We start from the raw sequence: 19,556 nt of genomic DNA, 5'->3' as shown, positions 1-19,556 counted from the left end.
GGGACGAGGCGGGGCGGGGCTGGGTTGGGTTGTTTCTCAGGTTCTTTAAAGCCTTTGGACGTCGTGGGCAGCCGCGTCGTGGCCCACCGGGTCGTGGCCGAGGGGGTCGCGGGCGTCCACGACCCGGTGGAGTCGGTCACGGCACGAGGTCGAGTTCCGCCCAGACCGTCTTGCGCGGGACCGGACCAGGAATGACGCCCCACAGGTCGGCGAGCGCCTCGACGATGAGGAGACCCCGGCCGCCCTCCGCGTCGTCCCCGGGGGCGGACGGGACGGGCAGACGATCGCCCCGGGTGTCGGTCACCTCGATCCGCAGCAGCGCCTCCCCGCGCACGGTGAGGCCCAGTTGGAAGTCCCTTCCCTGCACCCGGCCGTGCACGGTGGCGTTGGCGGCCAGCTCCGCGACGATGTGCGCGGCCGACTCCGAAGGCAGCCCCCAGAGGCTGAGATGGGCCACGGTGAGCAGTCGGGCGAGGCGGGCGCCCCGACGGGTGGGGGAGAGCAGCACGGTGAAAGCGCGCCTGGTGGTGGGGCGTTGGGGGATGGCAGTTGGTTGGTTCACATCACTCAGCGTGGCGGCGTCCGCGTACCGTGCACAGTGAATGAGCCCTTGCGTACGGTGATTGTCCGGGGCTTGTCCAGTGCTGTCCCGGCTGTCCGGCGTGACGTGCGGGGAACGGAAGCCGTTGAGGAATCACGGCAGGCACGTCGGAAGTGGGGCACGGATGAGCGCGGACGGGGTCGGTACGGAACAGAGCGGTGGCGGGGCGGACGAGCCCGGTTGGGACGTCGATCCCGATGACGAGCCCGGCGTCGCGGTGGTCGCCGCCGTGGGCCGCCAGATCAAGGCGTGGCGGGAGGCGGCCGGCCTGCGGGCCGGTGAGTTCGGGGCTGCGATCGGGTACGGCGAGGACCTGATCTACAAGGTGGAGGGCGGGCGGCGCATCCCCCGGCCCGAGTTCCTGGACAGGGCGGACGAGGTGCTGGGTGCGGGCGGGAAGCTCGCCGCGATGAAGCGGGACGTCGCGGAGGTCCGGTACCCGAAGAAGGTGCGGGATCTGGCGAAGCTGGAGGCCAAGGCCGTTGAGGTGGAGGCGTATCACCACCACAACATCAATGGACTCCTTCAGACCGAGGAGCATATGCGGGCTCTGTTCGCATCGTGGCTGCCCGCGTACACGGTGGGCGAGATCGAGCGTGTGGTGGCCGCGCGCATGGCCCGGCGGTTGATCTTCGACCGTGACCCGCTCCCGTCACTCAGCTTCGTACAGGAGGAGGTGACGCTGCGCCGTCCTGTCGGGGGCACAATGGTGTGGCGCCGACAACTGGAACGCCTCCTGGAAGTAGGGCGATTGCGGAATGTGTCGATCCAAGTGATGCCTACCCATTGCGAGGAGCACCCGGGGACGGGCGGGTTGATCGAGGTGCTGAAGTTCCCCGACGGCAGTGCCGTGGGGCGTTCCGAGGGGATGTTCGGCGGCCGTCCGGTCACCGGGCCGAAGCAGCTCAGGATCCTTGAGTTGCGCAATGGGATGATCCGGGCCCAGGCCCTCTCGCCGAGGGAGTCGCTGGTCTTCATCGAGCAATTACTGGGAGAGTCATGATCGACAAGCCCTCTGCAAGGGCCGTTGCCGAGTGGGCGTGGTTCAGGAGCAGCTACAGCAGCAGTGGCGACGGCAACGACTGCGTCGAGGTCGCGACCACTCAGGACACGGTCCACGTCCGCGACTCCAAGAACCTCCGGGGCCCCCGCCTCGCCCACCGTTCCGCCGCGTGGGTCGCCTTCGTCGCGTACGCCGCTGCCCGGTCCTGACCCCCGCTGGCGGGCATCGGCATGGGAAGTCCTCACTTGCCGACGCCGACGCCGACGCCGACGCCGACGCCGACGCCGACGCCGACGCCGACGCCGACGCCGACCACCGAGGCCGCCGTCGCCGCAGTCCTGGCCCGATGGGCCGCTGGATGCGCGGAGTTCAAGCCGGCGGTGACAGGTCACGGGGCAGCGGTGGTGCGGTGTGCACCAGGAGCAACCTGGTTCAGCACTAAACGACTTCAGTCCGGATGGTCGCAGTTGTAGGTTCTGTGACCATCCCGGGAATGCTTCACCCTGCACGCCATGCACGTGTGAAGACGTTTCTCCCGGTTCCACTACTTACCCCTGGGGGGGCTTTGTCTTCTGTGGAAACCGGCCGTTCCGTTCCCGCGCGCTCGAAGCGCGCGCGCCGGATCGCGGCCTGCACCGCACTCGTTCTCTCCGCCGGCATGCTGCTGGCGGCTCCGGCCTCGGCCGACAACGCGGCGCCCGCCCCGAGCGGCGCCACCCCGAAGTCCGCTCCCGAGCTCGGCTCGCAGCCGACCCTCGTCCTGCCGAAGCGCACCGCGAAGGAGTCCGGTGCGGCGGGTGTCGCGGGCACACGGGCGGCGGCCGTTCCCGTAAAGCCGCGCCTCGACGTGGACGGCGACGGGCACGGCGACCTAATGTACCGGGGCCTGGACGGCGAGCTGTACGCCATCACGAACACGACCGGCGCCGGCCCGTACATGATCCGGCGCGACGACAACGAGGAGATGGCCAAGGACATCATCGCTCCGGGCGACCTCGACGGTGACGGTACGTCCGACGTCATCACGCTGTCGGCGACGGGCAAGCTCTCGCTGCGCCAGCACTCGACCTGGTCCGGCACCGGCCCCATTACCTGGTCCGGCACCGGCTGGCAGAAGTACAACAAGGTGATCGCGCCCGGTGACCTGAACGGTGACGGCCGCGGCGACCTGCTGGCGCGTACGCCCTCGGGTGACATCTACGTGTACGTCTCCACCGGCAAGGTCGGCGGCGCGCCCTTCAAGCCCGGTGTCAAGGTGGGCTACGGCTGGGGCGTCTACGACCAGATCGTGGGCGCCAACGATGTCAACGGTGACGGGCTGGGCGATGTCATCGCCCGGACCACGGGCGGTGACCTGTACTTCTACGCCGGTAGCGGCGACCCGGCGAAGCCGTTCAAGGCGCGTGTGAAGACCGGTTACGGCTTCGACGTCTACAACCAGCTCGTCGGTATGGACGACATCGACGGCGACGGGCTCGGCGATATCATCGCGCGCAAGCCGGACGGCGTCATCTACACCTACCTGTCCACCGGCCGGGGCACCTTCGCGCCGCGCGTCGCAGGCGGCACCGGCTGGAACAAGGCGGCACAGTTCGTCGGCGAGGGTGGCAACCCGGACTACGGCAAGCACACGCTCTTGGCCAGTACCCATTCCGGCTACGCCTGGTGGTACCGGTCCAGGAACAACGGACAGTTCTTCCCACGCGATGCCAACAGCCCGTACGGCGAGCCCGCCGGTGGCATGGGCCTGGGGAAGTACTGGCTCGCCTCCTCATTCAGCAACGACGGCCAGGCCGATGAACTCTGGATCTTCCAGGGCCAGTTGTTCGCCGGGGGAAACTTCATCGGCCGTGGCTGGGAGGTGTACGACAGCCTGACCGGTCCGGGGGACCTGAGCGGCGACGGAAAGGGCGACCTGCTGGCGCGCGACGCCAAGGGCAACCTGTACCTGTACAAGGGCAACGGCCTCGGCACCAAGTTCGAGCCCAAGGTCAAGGTCGGCTACGGCTGGAACACGTACACCAAGATCGTCGGCGCCGGTGACCTCAGCGGCGACGGTCTCGCCGACGTGGTGGCCCGTGACACCAAGGGCGACCTGTACCTCTACAAGGGCACGGGCAACGCCGCCGCGCCCCTCAAGGCGCGGGTGAAGATCGGCACCGGGTACAACATCTACAAGCAGTTCGCCGCACCGGGTGACATCGACGGTGACGGCAAGGCCGATCTGGTGGGTGTCGACGGCAAGGGCGACGTGTACCTCTACACGTCGACCGGAACCGGGAAGATCGCCAAGCGTGTGAAGATCGGCTACGGCTGGAACATCTACAACAACGTGTACTGAGCCCTCCGCCCGGCCCGAAGCGCCCTGTCCCCGATCCGCGGGGGCGGGGCGCTTGCGCGTGGCCCATGCCTGCCCGTCGGCGGTCCGGCCCGCATGGCCGGCGCCTTCGGAGTGGCAGCCAGCCGAAGCGCCGTGTTACGGCTGGTCAAGGCCCTTCCTGATCCCGAACTACCGGTACCGACCTGCGGTCGGCCAGGGCGGGCAGGCCACGGCGGCGAACCGGGCCGGCCAGGTGCGCACCGTGTCCACGTGCGGCCGGAGTTCGGGAAGCGGTCCAGCAGCACCCCGGTGATGCTCACCCCGGCCAGACACGCCACACCGAAAGCCATGAACAGGGCACTGACCTCGCTCCCGGAGAAGCCGCTCACGTCGCCCAGGAACTTCACGATGTACGTGTAGCCCGCGAACGCCCCGGTGGCGGACAGGATTCCGGCCGTCAGTTTCTTCGGTGTGGCAGACGAGACGCACGCCGCCTGGTTCGAACTGAAGACCCAAGGGCGGGAGCGGTTCCGTCCCGCCGGGGCCGGTGGCGTACCTTCCCTACCCATGACGGACATCGACGAGTTGACCGGCCTGTTCGAAGCACTGGGCGCCGACGACGCGCCGGGCTGGGCCGACTCGGAGGCCGAGGAGAACATTCCGCAGCTGGCCCGGTACCGGTTCCTGCGCATGGTCTGGCAGGACATCGACGCCTGGAGCGCGGCGGCGCCCGACTGGGTCGAGGCCTACCGGAAGGCGGGCCTGGCCGGCGGGGCCGTCGAGCGGGCCCTGCGGCTCGGGCTGACCCCCGGCGAACTGGGGGAGATAGCCCGCGAGGTGGCGAAGGAGACCGCGTTCGGCCTGCTCTACGGGCTGGCCGACCCGGCGGACGGCGATCTCCCGCCCGAGACCGAGGCGAGGCTGCCCGGCTGGTGTCTGGCCGAACTGTCGCCGGAGGGCAGGCCCACGGGGCGCGTCCTTGACGCGCTCTACGAGGACCTGGACGAAGTGGAGCCGCAAGGCCCGACCGGAGGTGCCGCATGACCGCGTTCGATGTGAGTGAGCGGCGGATCTGGGACGGGCGGGCCGAGAGCTATGCCCGGACTGTCGCCCGCCTCTGCGCCCATACGGTGCCCGCCCTGCTGGACGCCGCAGGTGCGGGACACGGGACGCGGCTGCTCGATGTGGGCTGCGGCAGCGGCAGCGTGACGCTGGTGGCCGTCGCCCGCGGGGCGGTCGTACGGGCCGTGGACGCCGAACCCGGCATGGTCGCGGCCACCCACCGGGCGGCGCCCGGCGTCGAGGTCCGGACCGGCTCGCTTCCCCAGCTCCCGTACCCGGACGGGGAGTTCGACGCGGTCGTGGCGAACTTCGTGCTCAACCACGTGGGCCGCCCGCTGGACGCGCTCGTCGAGCTGCGCCGGATCACCCGCCCCGGAGGCCGGGTCGTCGTCACCATCTGGCAGGCGCCGGGGGGCTCGGGCCAGGCGCTGATCGGACGGGCGGCCGAGGCGGCCGGACTGACCCGGCCCGGATGGCTCGCCACTGTCGACGAGGAGCACAACTTCCCGCGCACCCCGGACGGGCTGAAGGTGCTGCTGACGGCCGCCGGGCTCAGGGACGTACGGAGCGAGTCGCTGTCCTGGGAGCACCACGCCGACCCGGAGGACTGGTGGGCCGGTCCCGCCGCCGGCGTCGCCGCGATCGGGCAGCTGGTCAACAGCCGGGGTCCGGAAGGAGTGGCGGCGGCGAAGCGGGAGTACGACGTGCTGTGCAAGGAATTCGCCTCGGAGGGCGGGGAGTTGGCGCTGCCCCATCTCGCCCTGTTGGCTCAGGGACGGGTATAGGCAGCTTCTCGTACGCCGGGCCCGGCCCTGGGGGAGTGGCGGGGGCGGCCGCATACGCGGCAGGGCCCGGACGGCGAACCGTCCGGGCCCTGCCGCGCGACCGCCGTCAGTCTTCGGAGACGGTGACCTTCTCGTCGTTGTTGAGCTGCTCGACCAGCTGCTTGACCTTGGCCTTGTTCCAGACCAGGTTGCCGCCCGTGGAACCGGAGATCGGCATGTTCATCGACGTGCCGTCGCCGCCGGTGACGCCCTTCATGGCGAAGAACATCTGGCCCAGGTCCCAGAGGGACATGTCCTTGTCGACGACGAGGGTGTCCAGACCGGCGCCCATCGTCGGGTACAGCTTGAACGGGTTGAGGATCGTCGACGCGGTCGCCGTCTGGCTCGCCAGCGCCGCGAGGAACTTCTGCTGGTTCTTCGTACGGTCCAGGTCGCTGCGCGCGAAGGCGTACCGGGTCCGGACGAAGGCCAGGGACTGCTCGCCGTTCAGCGTCTGCTTGCCCGCCTTGAAGTCGGCGCCGGACTTCTTGTCCTTGAACGCCTTCGGGATGTCGAGCTCCACCCCGCCGATCGCGTCCACGATCTTGGCGAAGCCGCCGAAGCCGATCTCGACGTAGTGGTCGATGTGCAGCCCGGTGTTGAACTCGACGGTGCGGACCAGCAGTTCGGGACCGTCCTCGGCGTACGCGGCGTTCAGCTTGGTGAAGCGGCCGCGGGCCGGGTAGACCTTGCCCGTGTCCGAGCCCTTGAACGACGGGATCTCGACGTTCGAGTCACGCGGCAGCGAGACCAGCGTCGGGCCGTTGCCGCCGTCGTGCAGGATCATCATCGAGTCGGTCCGTTTGCCTTCGGCGGAACCGGTGTGAAGCTTCTTCTTGTCCTCGGCGGTCATGCCCTCGCGGCTGTCCGACCCGACGATCAGGTAGTTCGTGCCGTCGCCGCCCTTCGGCCGCTCGATGACCTTGGAGAGGTCGACCTCGCGCTTCAGCTTGGAGTCGGCCCAGAAGTACGTACCGATGGAGACGGCGAGCACCACGATCACGAGGGTCAGCGCGCCGATCTTGATCCGGCGGCGCCAGTTCGGTGCGGCCGACGGACGCCCCTGGACGTAGCCGCCGTCACCCGGTCCGCCGCCGTGGCCGCCACCGCGACCCCCGCCGTTGCCGCCGCCGTAGACCTGGCCCGTGTTGTAGCCGCTGTCGTACTGCGAGCCGTCGTCGTAGCCGCCCGGCTGCTGCGGTACCTGCGGCTGCCGCGCCGGTGCGGGGCGCCGCCGGGGCGGGGCGGGCTGCTGCGGGACGGAGTGCTGGACGTGCGGCATCGAGCGGGCGCTCTCGGGCCGGTCGCTCGCGCTGCCCTGCCCGTAGCGGTTGCCGCCGCGGTTGTCGTCGTTACGGCCCTCGGGCCAATCGTTCATGCCGTCCAGTGTGCAGGCCCGGCCCCCTGCTATTACAGGGTGTGAGTTAAATAGGACCTCGGCTGTTGCGAAGCTGATGCATTGCGACGGGCCCGAAGCCCCCGCATAAGGTGGAGGGCATGACAGATCAGGCCCCGCGCCCGGAGGGCGACATTCCCGGCAAGCCGACCGCGGCCTCCCGGACGACCCTCAGCCACATCATGACCGGCAGCGACACCAATCTGCTGGGTACGGTGCACGGCGGCGTGATCATGAAGCTGGTCGACGACGCGGCCGGCGCGGTGGCCGGCCGGCACTCCGGCGGTCCCGCGGTGACGGCCTCGATGGACGAGATGGTCTTCCTGGAGCCGGTCCGCGTGGGTGATCTCGTTCACGTCCGCGCCCAGGTGAACTGGACCGGCCGCTCCTCGATGGAGGTCGGCGTCCGGGTCATGGCCGAGCGGTGGAACGAGTCGACCCCGGCCCAGCAGGTGGGCAGCGCGTACCTGGTCTTCGCGGCGGTCGACGCGGACGGCAGGCCGCGCGTCGTACCGCCGGTGATCCCGGAGACCGAACGCGACAACCGGCGCTACCAGGAGGCGCAGATCCGCCGTACGCACCGGCTGGCCCGGCGCCGCGCGATCAAGGAACTGCGCGAGAAGCGCGCCGCGGACGGCATCGAGGACTGAGGCCGCGGGCGCCCCCCGCGCTGTTGCTCACGGGCAGACCACCTCGTCGCCCGTGACCGCGCCGAACCTGCCCGCGTCGGGCTCCTCGGCCCGGACCCGCTCCACCTTGGCGTAGTCCGCGCCCCCGATCACCTTCAGTGTGGGTCCCTGCCCCTTCACGGCCTTCAGCTCCGCCCCCGGCAACGCCACCGCCAGTGACTTCGCCGACCGGTCCCAGCGCGGGTCGTACACGACCAGGGTGTGCTTGAGGTCGCGCTGCTCCGCGTTCAGCGGTGACCTGGTGGTGTCGAAGCCGGTGGCGTGCAGCGCACGGTCGATCTTGCCGCCGAGGCCGTCCGTCGGGGTCCCGTTGTAGACCTGGATCCGGATCTGCTGCGGCGGTACGTCCACCTGCTTCGCCGACGCCTGCTTGTGCCGCTTCACGGCGAGCGGCTTGTCCTCGCGCAGCGCCTGGAACAGCTGCTTCGACTTCTTCGGGTCCCATTTCACCGTCGAGCCGACGCCCTTGACCTGGTAGGCGACATCACCCATCGGCACCGAGGCGAATTCGGACGAGGCGGCGGAGAAGCCCCGCATCGCCTCACCGAGGTCGAGCATCTGCTGCGTACCGAAGCCCTTGTCCGCCCGTACCGACTTCAGCATCGTCGAGGCGACCTCGCGGAACTGCACCGGGTTGAGCAGCACCCCGCTGCTGGTCGCCTGCTTGATCAGCGAGGCGAGGAACTTCTGCTGGCGCTGCATCCGGCCCAGATCGGCGGCGCCGTCGATGTGCCGGGAGCGTACGTACTGGAGCGCCTGGCCGCCGTCCAGCTTGTGGGGGCCCGCCGCGAGATCGAGACCCGTGTACGAGTCCTTCATCGGCCGGGCCGTGCAGATCTGCACCCCGCCCAGGGCGTCCACCGTCGTCATGAAGCCGGTGAAGTCGACCTCCAGATAGTGGTCGACCTTGACGCCCGTCATGTGCTCGACGGTCCGCACGGTCAGATTGGGCCCGCCCTCGGCATACGCGGCGTTCAGCTTCACCGGATGGGCCGCGCGCTCCTTGCCGGTGTTCTGATCCAGATGTTCGGGGATCTCGGCGTAGCTGTCGCGCGGCAGGCTCACGACGCTGGCGCGCTCCTTGTCCGCGGACAGGTGCACCAGCATGATCGTGTCCGTGCAGTGGCAGGGCGCACCGCCCAGCCGGTACTTCTCCTTCTCGTCCTGGGTGATCTTGTCGCGGCCGTCGGTGCCGACCAGCAGCAGATTCATGCCGTGACCGCCCGCGGGCCGGTTCTTCATGTCCTTGAACGGGTCGATCCGATCGATCCCGGTCTCCAGGTTGGTCAGGACGGCGTGGCCGATGCCTCCGGCTCCGAGGACCAGCACGGACAGGCCTGTGGCCATTCGCGTGCTCCAGCGCGGTTTCTCGCCCGGCTTTCTGGGCTGTCTGCGCTGCGTGGGAGCGGCGCGGGGCCGCGGCGGACGGGGGGAGCGGTGCGGCGTGGGCACGGGGGGACACCTCCGCGGTGCGAGGGGGACCTGTCGCACGGTAGGCCCATACGATCTGCATCCCGGTCCGCAACCCGGCGGCGCGCGCCGGGTTCCCCCATTCGCGGTAACGTGGCGGCCGAATGACGCCGCCTGGTGGGGTTCGGTTCGGACCCCCGGCGCCCCCGAGGACCCCCCGAGGACCACATGTCTGCCGCGCAGCACCCCGCCGTCTCCGTGATCATGCCGGTGCTCAATGAGGAGCGCCATCTCAGGAACTCCGTCCGGCACATCCTGGAGCAGGAGTACGCCGGTGAGATGGAAGTGGTGATCGCGCTCGGCCCGTCCACGGACCGTACGGACGAGATCGCCGCCGAACTGGTCGCGGAGGACCCCCGGGTCCACACCGTGCCCAATCCGACCGGCCGCACCCCCGCCGCGCTCAACGCCGCGATCAAGGCCTCCCGGCACCCCATCGTGGTGCGGGTCGACGGTCACGGCATGCTCTCGCCGAACTACATCGCGACCGCCGTCCGGCTCCTGGAGGAGACCGGCGCGCAGAACGTCGGCGGGATCATGCACGCCGAGGGCGAGAACGCCTGGGAGGACGCCGTCGCCGCGGCCATGACGTCGAAGATCGGCGTCGGCAACGCGGCCTTCCACACCGGCGGCCAGGCGGGACCGGCCGAGACCGTGTACCTGGGTGTCTTCCGCCGCGAGGCCCTGGAGAAGGCCGACGGGTACAACATCGAGTTCATCCGCGCCCAGGACTGGGAGCTGAACTTCCGCATCCGTGAGGCCGGCGGCCTGATCTGGTTCTCGCCCGAGCTGCGGGTGCAGTACCGCCCCCGCCCCTCCGTCCGGGCGCTAGCCAAGCAGTACAAGGACTACGGCCGCTGGCGCCACGTCGTCGCCCGCTACCACGCCGGTTCGATCAACCTGCGCTACCTGGCCCCGCCGACCGCCGTCGTCGCGATCGCGGCGGGCATCGTCGTCGGCGCGGCCGTCACCCCGTGGGCGCTGGTCGTCCCGGCCGGGTACGTCGCGGCCATCGTCGCCGGATCGCTGCCGGCCGGCAAGGGACTGCCGCTGAAGGCCCGGGCGCTGATCCCGGTGGCGCTGGCGACCATGCACATGTCGTGGGGGTACGGCTTCCTGACCAGCCCGCGCTCGCTGGCGAAGAAGGTCATCGCCAGCCGCCGCCCGGCGGTCAGCGAGCCGGGCACACCGGTGGCCTGACCCGCACGTCGCGCAGGAAACAGGAAGCAGGAAGCAGGAAACATGAGGAGGGGGATGCCCGATGAACCGGGCATCCCCCTCCTCATGCGCCTTCGGGCGCTCGGCTACATCTGGCGGTACGGCCAGTACACGTCCATGCAGCCCGTCTTGGCACCGTTGACCGCCTCGGTGCCCTCCAGCGGGTCGCTGTCGTCCGCTGCCGCCTTCGGGAACGTGGACCCCGTCCGCCAGTCCGAGCCGACCGTGAGCGTCAGTTCGTCCCCGTCCGGCGCCTCCTTGACGACGCTGGTCGGCATCGACAGCGCCTTGGCGATGGAGACCGCGTCCGACCTGCCCTGGGGGCCGGAGCTCTTCGGATAGGTCACCTCGGTCGTCAGCGCCGATCCGGGAGTGGTCGAGGTGGCCGCCTCGGTGAAGCCCTTGGCCCGCAAGAGGTCCCGGACGCCCGCGGCACGGTTGCTGGTGGGCGCCTGGCCGTCGGCCGCCGTCCCGTTGACGACGGTCACGCCGAGCGAGGCGGGAGCGCCGGCCGCGGGTCCGCTCTCCTTCTTCTTCTTGCTCTTGGCCCGGTCCTTCGGGTCGAGCGACTCGTCGTCGCGCAGCAGCGCCCAGAGCTTGTCCGCGGCGCCCGGCTTCGCCAGCACGTGGTTGGCGTTCCCGGGGTCGGGAATCCTCGGCATGGTCAGCATGTTCATCTTGTCCATCGGCACGCCCTTGAGCTGCATGCCGAGGTCGAACAGCTTCTTCACCGAACCGATCTCCTCGGAGACCTGGAGCGACTTGGTCGCCGTCTCGGCGAGGCTCATCAGCCGTCCGGTGTCAGTGAAGGCGTTCTGATCCTTCAGCTCACGGATGACGGAGTTCATGTACATGTGCTGGGCCTTGGACCGGCCGAAGTCGCTCTCGAAGGCGTGCCGGGTGCGCAGCCACTGGAGGGCCTGCTTGCCCTTGATCTTGTGCGGGCCCTTCGTCAGCTTCAGGTAGGAGCCGCCGGGCACGTTGGGCTTGGGCACGTCGTGGACGTCCTGCTTCACGCACACCTCGGCGCCGCCCACCGCGTCCGCCATGGACACCACACCGGCGAAGTCGACCAGCATCCAGTGGTCGATGTAGACCCCGGTGAGCGTCTCCCAGGTGTCCAGTGTGCAGCCGGGGCCGCCACGGCCGAGCGTCGTGTTGATGAGGTCGTTGGTGGCGGGGTACTTGTGGCCGCTGTCGGGGTCCTCACAGGCCGGGATGTTCACGCGGGTGTCGCGCGGGATGCTGACGACCGAGGCGTTCTTCCGGTCGGCCGACACATGGAGCAGCATCTGCACATCGGCGAGCGGGGTCCCGCCGACGCTCGACTTCGACCCGCCGAGCTTGAGGTTCTCCGCGGTGTTGCGGCTGTCGGACCCGATCAGCAGGATGTTCAGCGGGGTCTGCCCGGCGGCGTTCGGCGCGGTCTTCTTCGCCGAGCTGTTGCCCGCACTGCGGTGGCCCTTGCGGAGGTTGCCGTTCAGGTGCTCGTACCAGAGGTAACCGGCCGCGCCGGTGCCGAGTATCAGCACCGCCAGCACGAGGGCTGTCCAGCGCAGTACGCGCCGTTTCTTCCGCTTCCCGGCCCGGTGCGAACGGCCGCGGCGCCCGTCGCCGCGGCGGACGCTGCCCCCGTCTCCGGCCCCTTCCGCGTCCGGTGTCACGGCGTCGTCGTTCCGGTCCTCGTAGAGGCCGTCGTCCCAGCCGAGCTGACCGGCATGCCGGACCCGTGGTCGCGTTCCCTCCCCTGGCGTGCTGCTCCGTCCCACCGGGACCCCCCTGCTGCTCAGACTCGTGGTATCGCGCAGTGGCTCCGTGTCACTTGGAGCACCCCGCCTTGTCGGCACTGGACTTCGGAATGTCGATCTTCGCCGGTCCGGTGATGGAGGTCCCCGCGCCCTTGAAGTCCGCCCCCAGCGTCAGGACCATCGCCTGCAGCCCCTCGGCGTCCTCGGTGCCCTGCTTCATCGCGGAGCCGGGCAGGCCCATCATCCCGGCCAGCGCACGGGCCTGGTCCGCCTGGTTCGGCGCGTATTCCAGCGTCGTCCTGGCGGTCTTCGCCGGGGCGTTGGCCTTGTTCGTGGACTTCAGGACACCCTTGTTGTTCTGGAGCCAGGTCACGGTCTGCTGGGCGGCGCCGGGGATCTTGCCGCCGTTGTACACGTCGACACGGACGTCGGCGGCGGCTGCCTTGGTTCCCTTGAGGAGCGCGTCCTGCTTGCTCTTGGCCTTCTTCTTCTGTACGGCGACCTCGGTCAGGGAGGTGTCGTCGCGCATCATCGAGAACAGCTGCTCCGCCTGCGTGGGGTGCGGGACGACCGTGACGGGCGTCTTCTCCTCCGGGTTGTCGATCACCGGCATCGTGACGAAGGTGATGTTCTTCGTGTCGATCTTGGTGAGTTCCTTGGCGAGCGAGGTCAGCTTCGGCACCGAGGCGATGGCCTGGTCGACCGTCAGGGCCTTCGTCGCCGCGTTCGCCAGCTTGAACAGCTTCGTCGGGCTGGTCAGGGTGTCGTCCGACTTGATCTGCCGGATCATCGACCCGACGAACTGCTGCTGGCCCTTGATCCGGTCGAGGTCGCTCTCGTTGGCGTAGGCGTGCCTGGTCCGTACGTACGCCAGCGCGTCCTCGCCCTGGATGGTGTTGTCGCCCGCCGGGAGGTTGAGGTGCGACTTGCTGTCGTTGACGGCGTGATCGAGGCAGATCTTGACGCCGCCGACCGCCGTGGACAGGGTCTTGACCGCGTTGAAGTCGACCATCATGAAGTGGTCGACCTCCAGGCCCGTGAGTTCCTTGACCGTCTCCATCGTGCAGCCCGGGTCACGGTCGTCCTGGCCGAGGCTCGTGTTGAAACGGACGTGGTCGGCGCCCGGGATAGCCTTCTCCGAACCGTCCGACTGCCTGGTGGTGCAGTCCGGGATGTTCGTGATGAGGTCGCGGGGGATGCTCATCGCGGTTGCGTTGGTGCGGTCCTTGGACACGTGGAACAGGATGTTCGTGTCGGCGTGGCCGACACTTCCCGCGTCGCCGTAGCCCTCATTGCCTTTGCCGGTCCGCTTGTCGGTACCGATGACCAATATGTTGAGGGGCGCGTTGGCCGTGACGACGTCCTTGTTGCCGACATCGCCGATGTCCACGGAGTTCAGGTTGCCGTTGAAGTGCTGGTACAACGCGTACCCGCCGACCGAGACGCCGACGAGCAGGAACGCCATCACGCCGCCCGTCCAGATCAGCGCCTTCTTGCGACGTGGCGTCGAGGCCTTGCGCTTGCGGCGGCCGGCCCTGTTCTCGACCGGGCCGGAAGGCTCCTGGCCACGCGGCCCGCGGCCCGAACGGCGGCCGCCCTGGCGCGGCACCTCGCGGCTACGGCGCGGACCCTCGGCCGGCGCACCCCGGCGTTCGCCGCCGTCCTCACGGACGGCGCCTCTGCGCCGGGAAGCACGCGGGGCCGAAGTGTCCGAGCGACCGCCCGAATCCCCTCCGGATTGGTTCAGTCGCAGTTCGTAGTCGCCGGTGTCCGGGTTGAGGACCCATTGGTCTGCGGGATCAATATCTTCCGCCCGCCCACGGCTTTGCGCATCCACGGTTGCTTGAGTCCTCCGTCGGTGCCACGCGAGGCGCCTCCCCCGAAAAGGCGCTCAATCTTTCGCTCCGGAAGTGCTCGGCCCGAGGGCCGGAAGCAACCGGATCGCGTCACACTATCCGTCCAGTTCGGCGCCGAGCGATGGGCGTGACGCATTCCACGACCCTTACAACCGGGCATTCTTCCCATTGCACGCCGAATGTTGATGTCTGCTTGGTAATTGCTTTACCGCTTACACAGGTCGGCGGCCGCGTTGTTCCCCGAATAGGTGGGTGTGGGGCCGGCGCCCGGAGCGCCGGTAGCGCCCGATTCCCCTTCCGTGGACCCCTCGCCCGGCTGGCTCTTGCCGCCGTCATCCTGTTCATTCTGTGAATGTTCCGAACCCTGGCCGGTGTTCTTGCCCTGGTCGCCGTTGAGCTGATCCGCCGGAACCACTGCGAGGGGTGTGTCGTCGCGCAGTTGCTTGAAGAGCCTGTCCGCGTCGGGTTGTACGAGTTCGTCCCGGTTCGGGTCGGCGGTGTACGGCTTCCGGGGGACGGTCAGGAACTGCACCTTGTCGGTCGGTACGTTGCGCATGCCGCGCACCAGCTCGTAGAGGTCCTTCAGGGTGTCCAGCCCGGGGTCCGTGGTCAGCGCCTTCGTCGCCGCGTCCAGCACCGGGTAGAGCCGGGTCGGATTGAGCAGTACGCCGTTGCTCTGCACCTTGTTGACCAGCGCGCCCAGGAACTGCTGCTGGCGGTCCATCCGTTCGGTGTCGCTGCCGTTGCCGATCGACTTGCGGACCCGTACGTACCCCAGCGCCTGCTCGCCGTTGAGCTTCTGGCGGCCCGCCGGGAGCTTGAGGTGGGCCGCGGTGTCGTTGATCGGCTCCTTGAGGCAGATGTCGACGCCCTTCACCGCGTCGACCATGTCCTTGAAGCCGTTGAAGTCGACAACCATGTAGTGGTCGATGCGGACGCCCGTCATCTTCTCGACGGTACGGATGGTGCAGGCGGTTCCGCCGAACTCGAAAGCCCAGTTGAACTGGGAGAATTGCGGCTTGCTGGTGGTTTTGTCCTGTCTGTGGCAGGCCGGGATGTTCACCATCAGATCGCGCGGGATGGACATCGCGGTGGTGCTCTTCCGGTCCGCTGCCATGTGCAGCAGGATCGTGGTGTCCGAGCGCTGGCTGCCCCCGTCGTCACGCCCGTACTTGCGGTTGTCCCCGGCCCGGCTGTCGGAGCCGATGAGCAGGATGTTCTCCGCGTCGTGGACGACGGAAACGGGTCGTTCCTTCTCGTACGTCTTGAGTTCGGCGGCCGCGGAGGTGTCCGTCTTGATGTTGCCGTCGAGCCTCTTGTACAGCCACCAGCCGGTGCCCGCGGCGACGAGGACGACGAACGAGGCCCCGAGCGCGGTCCAACGCAGCCAGTGCCGCCTGCGCTTGACGGTGATGTCGAGCGTCGAGCCGGGGTCGGGGGCCGCGGGCGACGGCCCGCCGCCCGATGTGCTGCCCGATCCACTGCGGGTCTCGCCGCCCGGGGCGGGCTGCTTGCCGCTCTCCTCGACGGGCAACCCGTCCGGCGTCTGGTCCTCGCCCGCGCCCGCGTCGTCGGGGTCGGCCGGAGTGCCGGCGCTTTCGGTCACGTCTGCGTCCATCCTTCACGTTCGGCGGCGCGTTGGGCCGCCGGTCGCAGAAGTAGACGGCTGAACCTCACGCTTGGTTGTGCCTTGAGTGGTCCGTACCGCAGATCATGTACCGGAGTTGATGCCCAGCCCGTAGGGCTCGGCCCACGATGGGCCGGACGGGTGCCCCACGGGCCGCTTGTCGTACCGCACCGCCGCGCTGCCGCACGAAGCGCTGCCGAGCGCCGCGCTGTCGCATGAAGCGCTGTCGTACGAGGCGCTGCCGCACGGGCAGGTCACACGCTCCGGGTGACCCGCTCGCTCTCGACGCGCTGCGCCAGCCCGTCCTCGCCCAGCTTTCCGAGGTGCCGGCACAGGACCACGGAACCCCCGGTCGCCAGCGGCGCGAAGAGCCCGGCGCTGAGGCCGTCCCAGGTGTCGTACGTACGTCCCGACAGCAGCCGCGATCCGGCGCCCAGGCCCAGCGCGGCACCGTCCTCGCGGGCCCGCGCCACCAGCTGCGCCGAGGTGAACGAGACCCCGTCCACGGTCAACGCCGGGGCATCCGGGTCCACCGGGGCGAACGGCGCGAACCGGTCGCCCTGCCCCGGCACCTCCACCGCGTAGTCCGCGAAGCCCTCGGGCGGCTGCGGGAACCTGCCGCCCATCGGGCGCAGCGCCAGCGCGATCCGCTCGCCGCGGCAGGCCCGTGCGGCCTCCAGCGTGTCCGGTCCGGTGACGACGAGATCGGCGGCGGCCGGATCGCCCTGCACCTCGGCGACGACACCGACCGAGGAGCAGGCGAGCAGCCAGACCGCGGACTGCCAGTGCGCGGGCAGCAGCAGCGCGAGCCGGTCGCCGGGCTCCGCGGCGAGGTCGCCCTGCAGCAGGTTGGCGGTCTTGGCCACCCAATTGGCGAAGGTGGCCACCGACAGTTCCACGCGTTCTCCGGTGGCGTCGTCGTAGAAAGTGACCATGGGGCGGGCCGGGTCCGCGGCAAGCGCGGAACGCAGCAGGTCGGCAGGGGTGCGGTCGCTGGCGTTCATCCGCGCAAGGGTACGTGGCGGCGGCGGGCCGGGCAGGGTACGCCGGGTATCCCGTACACCGGTTCGGCAGACGGGCCGTCAACTGCCGCGAGAAACACCGGTCGCCGGAGTCGTCCGATTGTGCCCAGGATCATCTGTATGCGTGCCTTCATTGCATCCTCCATTGGTGTCACCTGCGCGGCAGCTCTCGTACTACCGCTCGCCGCGCCCGCGGGCGCCGCCCCCGACACCCCCGCCCACTCGGCCGCCATGGGCCCCGCGCCCGCCGAGGCGTCCGAACCCGCCCCGCTGTCCGGTTCTACGCAGTCGCTGGCCCTGACCTCCCTGCCCGCCGCCTCCGCGCGCGCCACCGGTCAACCCATAGCAGTGGCCGCCGGACAAGGGCTGACCGAGCGTGACGTCCGCGCGTTCTCCATGGTCGGCGTCGTCTGGGACGACGTGAGCGCCGAACTCCACGGCACCGCCCAGGTCCGTACCCGTGCCACCGGCACCCACCGCTGGTCCGGCTGGCAGGACCTGGAGACGCACAACGCCGAGCACTCCGCCGACCCCGGCACCGCCGAACGCGACTCGGGCGCCGCCCGCGGCTCCACCGCCCCGCTCTGGGTCGGTGACTCCGACGGCGTCGAGGTCCGGGTGAACCCCGAGGCCCCCGACGCCCGGGGCGGCTCCGCGCCCTCCGTACCGCTGCCCGGCGGGCTGCGCCTCGAACTCGTCGACCCCGGCAAGGACCCGCGGCAAGTTCCCGCCACCGGTGTTGCCGGCGCCGACCGCACCGCGGGCATCACGGCGCTCCCCGCCCTGAGCAGGCTCGCGACCGACGCGGCCGCCGGCTACGTGCCCGGCGCCGCGCCGTTGATCGGACCCCGCCCGCGCATCATCACCCGCCAGGGCTGGGGCGCCGACGAGAAGCTCCGCGAGCGCGCCTTCACGTACACCAAGAGCGTCAAGGCGGCCTTCATCCACCACAGCGCCACCGGCAACAACTACGCGTGCTCCCAGGCGCCCGCGGTGCTGCGCGGCATCTACCGCTACCACGTCAGGAGCAGCGGCTGGCGCGACATCGGCTACAACTTCGCCGTCGACAAGTGCGGAAACATCTACGAGGGCCGGGCCGGCGGCGTGACGAAGGCCGTCATGGGCGCACACACCCTCGGCTTCAACACCAACACCATGGGCATCGCGGTGCTCGGGACCTTCAGCGACGCGAACCCGCCCGCCGCCGCGGTCAACGCCGTCGCGAAGCTCACCGCCTGGAAGCTCGGCCTCTACGGAGCCAACCCGAAGGGCAGGGTGACCCTGGTCTCGGGCGGAAGCAACAAGTACAAGGAGGGCAAGAAGGTCGAACTCAACGTCATCTCCGGCCACCGGGACGGTTTCGCAACCGAATGCCCCGGAGCGCGTCTCTACAAGAAGCTCGGCACGGCTCGGACCAGTTCGGCCCGACTCCAGGGCCGCTGAACGGAAGGAGCCGAAGGGCGCCGACGGCGCCCGGGGCCTGCTGCGGGCTGCTGACCGAAGGACACCCCGTCCGGTCTGCATAAACTGGCCAGCCGAAACCAGGCCCGGCCCAGCAGGAAGCAGAGACAGTGCTGTGACAGAGGCAAAAGAAGCGATTCTCCTGGTCGGTGGCAAGGGAACCCGGCTGCGCCCGCTCACGGTGCACACCCCGAAACCCATGGTTCCGGCAGCGGGCGTCCCCTTCCTCACGCACCAGTTGGCGCGTGCACGGGCCGCCGGGGTCGAGCACATCGTCCTCGCGACGTCGTACCTGGCAGAGGTCTTCGAGCCGTACTTCGGCGACGGTTCGGAGCTCGGCCTCCACATCGAATACGTCACCGAACGCGAACCGCTCGGCACCGGCGGAGCCATCCGCAACGTCGCCGCACGGCTCACCTCGGGCCCGGACGAACCGGTACTCATCTTCAACGGTGACATCCTCACCGGCCTCGACATCCGGGCACTGGTCACCTCGCACGCCGACTCCGGGGCGGACGTCTCGCTCCACCTCACCCGGGTCGAGGACCCGCGCGCCTTCGGCCTCGTACCCACGGACGGGACCGGCCGGGTCACCGCGTTCCTGGAGAAGCCGCAGACCCCCGAGGAGATCGTCACCGACCAGGTGAACGCGGGGGCGTACATCTTCCGCCGGTCGGTCATCGACACCATCGAGACCGGCCGCCCGGTCTCGGTGGAGCGCGAGACCTTCCCCGGACTGCTCGCCTCCGGCGCACATCTCCAGGGCATGGTCGACTCCACGTACTGGCTGGATCTCGGCACCCCGCAGGCCTTCATACGCGGCTCCGCCGACCTGGTCCTCGGCCGTGCCCCCTCCCCGGCAGTCCCCGGCCGATGCGGCGACCGGCTCGTGCTGCCGACCGCCACCGTCGCCCCCGACGCCAAACTCACCGGCGGTACGGTCATCGGCGCCGACGCCGTCATCGGCGCGGGCGCCAGGATCGAGGGCTCCACCGTGCTGGCGGGCGCCGTCGTCGAACCGGGAGCCGTGATCACGGACTCCCTGGTCGGAGCGGGCGCCAGGATCGGCAGCCGTACGGTGCTGGCCGGCGCGGTCATCGGCGACGGGGCCAAGGTCGGCGCCGACAACGAACTGCGCGACGGTGTCCGGATCTGGTGCGGGGCACACCTGCCCGCCGCATCGGTGCGCTTCTCCTCGGACGAATGACCGGGGCGATCCGCTCCTCGTAGGACACCGCGACTGGCCGGAATCAGCCGTA

General features: G+C 69.7%; 18 protein-coding genes. 10 read left to right on the top strand and 8 right to left on the bottom strand.

From position 1 onward, the window contains the following. Nucleotides 1-136: 136 nt before the first annotated feature. Nucleotides 137-562: an ATP-binding protein gene (locus tag FHX80_RS09815; protein ID WP_244318192.1), complete on the bottom strand. Its 426-nt coding sequence runs from the start codon at nt 560-562 to the stop codon at nt 137-139. Between the two features lie 163 nt (nt 563-725). Here FHX80_RS09815 and FHX80_RS09810 point away from each other — a divergent pair, with 163 nt between their 5' ends. Both FHX80_RS09810 and FHX80_RS09805 read left to right on the top strand, forming a co-directional pair. Continuing rightward, nucleotides 726-1,604, top strand: a complete 879-nt coding sequence (locus tag FHX80_RS09810; protein WP_145763847.1) for a helix-turn-helix domain-containing protein — start codon at nt 726-728, stop codon at nt 1,602-1,604. Next, a complete protein-coding gene (locus FHX80_RS09805) occupies nt 1,601-1,813 on the top strand; it encodes a DUF397 domain-containing protein (protein ID WP_145763846.1) in 213 nt (70 codons plus the stop codon). Before FHX80_RS09810 ends, FHX80_RS09805 begins: the two co-directional genes overlap by 4 nt. 32 nt (nt 1,814-1,845) lie before the next feature. Here the strand turns inward: FHX80_RS09805 and FHX80_RS36355 are convergent, their stop codons facing one another. Then, nucleotides 1,846-1,977, bottom strand: a complete 132-nt coding sequence (locus FHX80_RS36355; RefSeq protein ID WP_280118743.1) for a hypothetical protein — start codon at nt 1,975-1,977, stop codon at nt 1,846-1,848. A gap of 201 nt (nt 1,978-2,178) precedes the next feature. Here FHX80_RS36355 and FHX80_RS09800 point away from each other — a divergent pair, with 201 nt between their 5' ends. From FHX80_RS09800 to FHX80_RS09785, 4 genes are all read left to right on the top strand, one after another. Beyond that, nucleotides 2,179-3,945: an FG-GAP repeat domain-containing protein gene (locus tag FHX80_RS09800; protein WP_145767179.1), complete on the top strand. Its 1,767-nt coding sequence runs from the start codon at nt 2,179-2,181 to the stop codon at nt 3,943-3,945. Between the two features lie 249 nt (nt 3,946-4,194). Continuing rightward, nucleotides 4,195-4,344 (top strand): hypothetical protein, encoded by a 150-nt coding sequence (locus FHX80_RS36735; protein ID WP_208764614.1) that lies wholly within the window; start codon nt 4,195-4,197, stop codon nt 4,342-4,344. A gap of 147 nt (nt 4,345-4,491) precedes the next feature. Beyond that, nucleotides 4,492-4,968: a hypothetical protein gene (locus FHX80_RS09790; protein ID WP_145763845.1), complete on the top strand. Its 477-nt coding sequence runs from the start codon at nt 4,492-4,494 to the stop codon at nt 4,966-4,968. Then, on the top strand, nt 4,965-5,771 hold the full coding sequence (locus FHX80_RS09785; RefSeq protein WP_145763844.1) for a class I SAM-dependent methyltransferase: 807 nt from the start codon (nt 4,965-4,967) through the stop codon (nt 5,769-5,771). Before FHX80_RS09790 ends, FHX80_RS09785 begins: the two co-directional genes overlap by 4 nt. A 106-nt stretch (nt 5,772-5,877) precedes the next feature. Here FHX80_RS09785 and FHX80_RS09780 read toward each other — a convergent pair whose 3' ends face one another. Further along, the gene (locus tag FHX80_RS09780) at nt 5,878-7,188 is read right to left on the bottom strand and encodes an LCP family protein (RefSeq protein WP_145763843.1); all 1,311 of its coding nucleotides are present in this window, start codon (nt 7,186-7,188) and stop codon (nt 5,878-5,880) included. Nucleotides 7,189-7,307: 119 nt separating this feature from the next. Between FHX80_RS09780 and FHX80_RS09775 the strand changes: the two genes are divergently transcribed. Then, entirely contained in the window at nt 7,308-7,856 is a 549-nt protein-coding gene (locus FHX80_RS09775; RefSeq protein ID WP_145763842.1) for an acyl-CoA thioesterase, read from the top strand. A 27-nt stretch (nt 7,857-7,883) separates the two neighbouring features. Here FHX80_RS09775 and FHX80_RS09770 read toward each other — a convergent pair whose 3' ends face one another. After that, the gene (locus FHX80_RS09770) at nt 7,884-9,347 is read right to left on the bottom strand and encodes an LCP family protein (RefSeq protein WP_446447090.1); all 1,464 of its coding nucleotides are present in this window, start codon (nt 9,345-9,347) and stop codon (nt 7,884-7,886) included. Nucleotides 9,348-9,533: 186 nt separating this feature from the next. Here FHX80_RS09770 and FHX80_RS09765 point away from each other — a divergent pair, with 186 nt between their 5' ends. Continuing rightward, nucleotides 9,534-10,565 carry a glycosyltransferase family 2 protein gene (locus FHX80_RS09765; RefSeq protein ID WP_145763840.1) on the top strand — a complete coding sequence of 344 codons (1,032 nt, stop codon included), beginning with the start codon at nt 9,534-9,536 and terminating at the stop codon, nt 10,563-10,565. Nucleotides 10,566-10,669: 104 nt separating this feature from the next. On the opposite strand, the gene FHX80_RS09760 is transcribed toward FHX80_RS09765, so the two are convergent. The 4 genes from FHX80_RS09760 to FHX80_RS09745 form a co-directional block, all read right to left on the bottom strand. After that, complete coding sequence (locus FHX80_RS09760) at nt 10,670-12,352, bottom strand: LCP family protein (RefSeq protein WP_167523386.1); 1,683 nt, start codon at nt 12,350-12,352, stop codon at nt 10,670-10,672. A 49-nt stretch (nt 12,353-12,401) separates the two neighbouring features. Then, nucleotides 12,402-14,168 (bottom strand): LCP family protein, encoded by a 1,767-nt coding sequence (locus FHX80_RS09755; protein WP_208764613.1) that lies wholly within the window; start codon nt 14,166-14,168, stop codon nt 12,402-12,404. Nucleotides 14,169-14,392: 224 nt separating this feature from the next. After that, nucleotides 14,393-15,793, bottom strand: coding sequence for an LCP family protein (locus FHX80_RS09750; protein WP_145763838.1), 1,401 nt, complete (start codon nt 15,791-15,793; stop codon nt 14,393-14,395). 275 nt (nt 15,794-16,068) lie between these two features. After that, nucleotides 16,069-16,818 carry a TIGR03089 family protein gene (locus FHX80_RS09745; RefSeq protein WP_145763837.1) on the bottom strand — a complete coding sequence of 250 codons (750 nt, stop codon included), beginning with the start codon at nt 16,816-16,818 and terminating at the stop codon, nt 16,069-16,071. A 138-nt stretch (nt 16,819-16,956) separates the two neighbouring features. On the opposite strand from FHX80_RS09745, the gene FHX80_RS09740 reads away from it, so the two are divergent. Next, nucleotides 16,957-18,279: a peptidoglycan recognition protein family protein gene (locus tag FHX80_RS09740; RefSeq protein ID WP_145763836.1), complete on the top strand. Its 1,323-nt coding sequence runs from the start codon at nt 16,957-16,959 to the stop codon at nt 18,277-18,279. A 133-nt stretch (nt 18,280-18,412) separates the two neighbouring features. After that, nucleotides 18,413-19,504, top strand: a complete 1,092-nt coding sequence (manB, locus tag FHX80_RS09735; protein WP_145763835.1) for a mannose-1-phosphate guanylyltransferase — start codon at nt 18,413-18,415, stop codon at nt 19,502-19,504. Nucleotides 19,505-19,556 lie beyond the last annotated feature (52 nt).

The organism is Streptomyces brevispora (assembly GCF_007829885.1).
GTDB classification, from domain to species: domain Bacteria; phylum Actinomycetota; class Actinomycetes; order Streptomycetales; family Streptomycetaceae; genus Streptomyces; species Streptomyces brevispora.
The sequence above is the reverse complement of the archived record's forward strand: the minus strand, read 5'-3'. Positions and strand labels throughout refer to the sequence as shown.

Excerpts from the sequence above, each read along its gene's own strand:
- FHX80_RS09810 (WP_145763847.1), top strand. The coding sequence starts at position 726 with ATGAGCGCGGACGGGGTCGGTACGGAACAGAGCGGTGGCGGGGCGGAC.
- FHX80_RS09805 (WP_145763846.1), top strand. The coding sequence starts at position 1,601 with ATGATCGACAAGCCCTCTGCAAGGGCCGTTGCCGAGTGGGCGTGGTTC.
- FHX80_RS09790 (WP_145763845.1), top strand. The coding sequence starts at position 4,492 with ATGACGGACATCGACGAGTTGACCGGCCTGTTCGAAGCACTGGGCGCC.
- FHX80_RS09785 (WP_145763844.1), top strand. The coding sequence starts at position 4,965 with ATGACCGCGTTCGATGTGAGTGAGCGGCGGATCTGGGACGGGCGGGCC.
- FHX80_RS09780 (WP_145763843.1), bottom strand. The coding sequence starts at position 7,188 with ATGAACGATTGGCCCGAGGGCCGTAACGACGACAACCGCGGCGGCAAC.
- FHX80_RS09775 (WP_145763842.1), top strand. The coding sequence starts at position 7,308 with ATGACAGATCAGGCCCCGCGCCCGGAGGGCGACATTCCCGGCAAGCCG.
- FHX80_RS09765 (WP_145763840.1), top strand. The coding sequence starts at position 9,534 with ATGTCTGCCGCGCAGCACCCCGCCGTCTCCGTGATCATGCCGGTGCTC.
- FHX80_RS09745 (WP_145763837.1), bottom strand. The coding sequence starts at position 16,818 with ATGAACGCCAGCGACCGCACCCCTGCCGACCTGCTGCGTTCCGCGCTT.
- FHX80_RS09740 (WP_145763836.1), top strand. The coding sequence starts at position 16,957 with ATGCGTGCCTTCATTGCATCCTCCATTGGTGTCACCTGCGCGGCAGCT.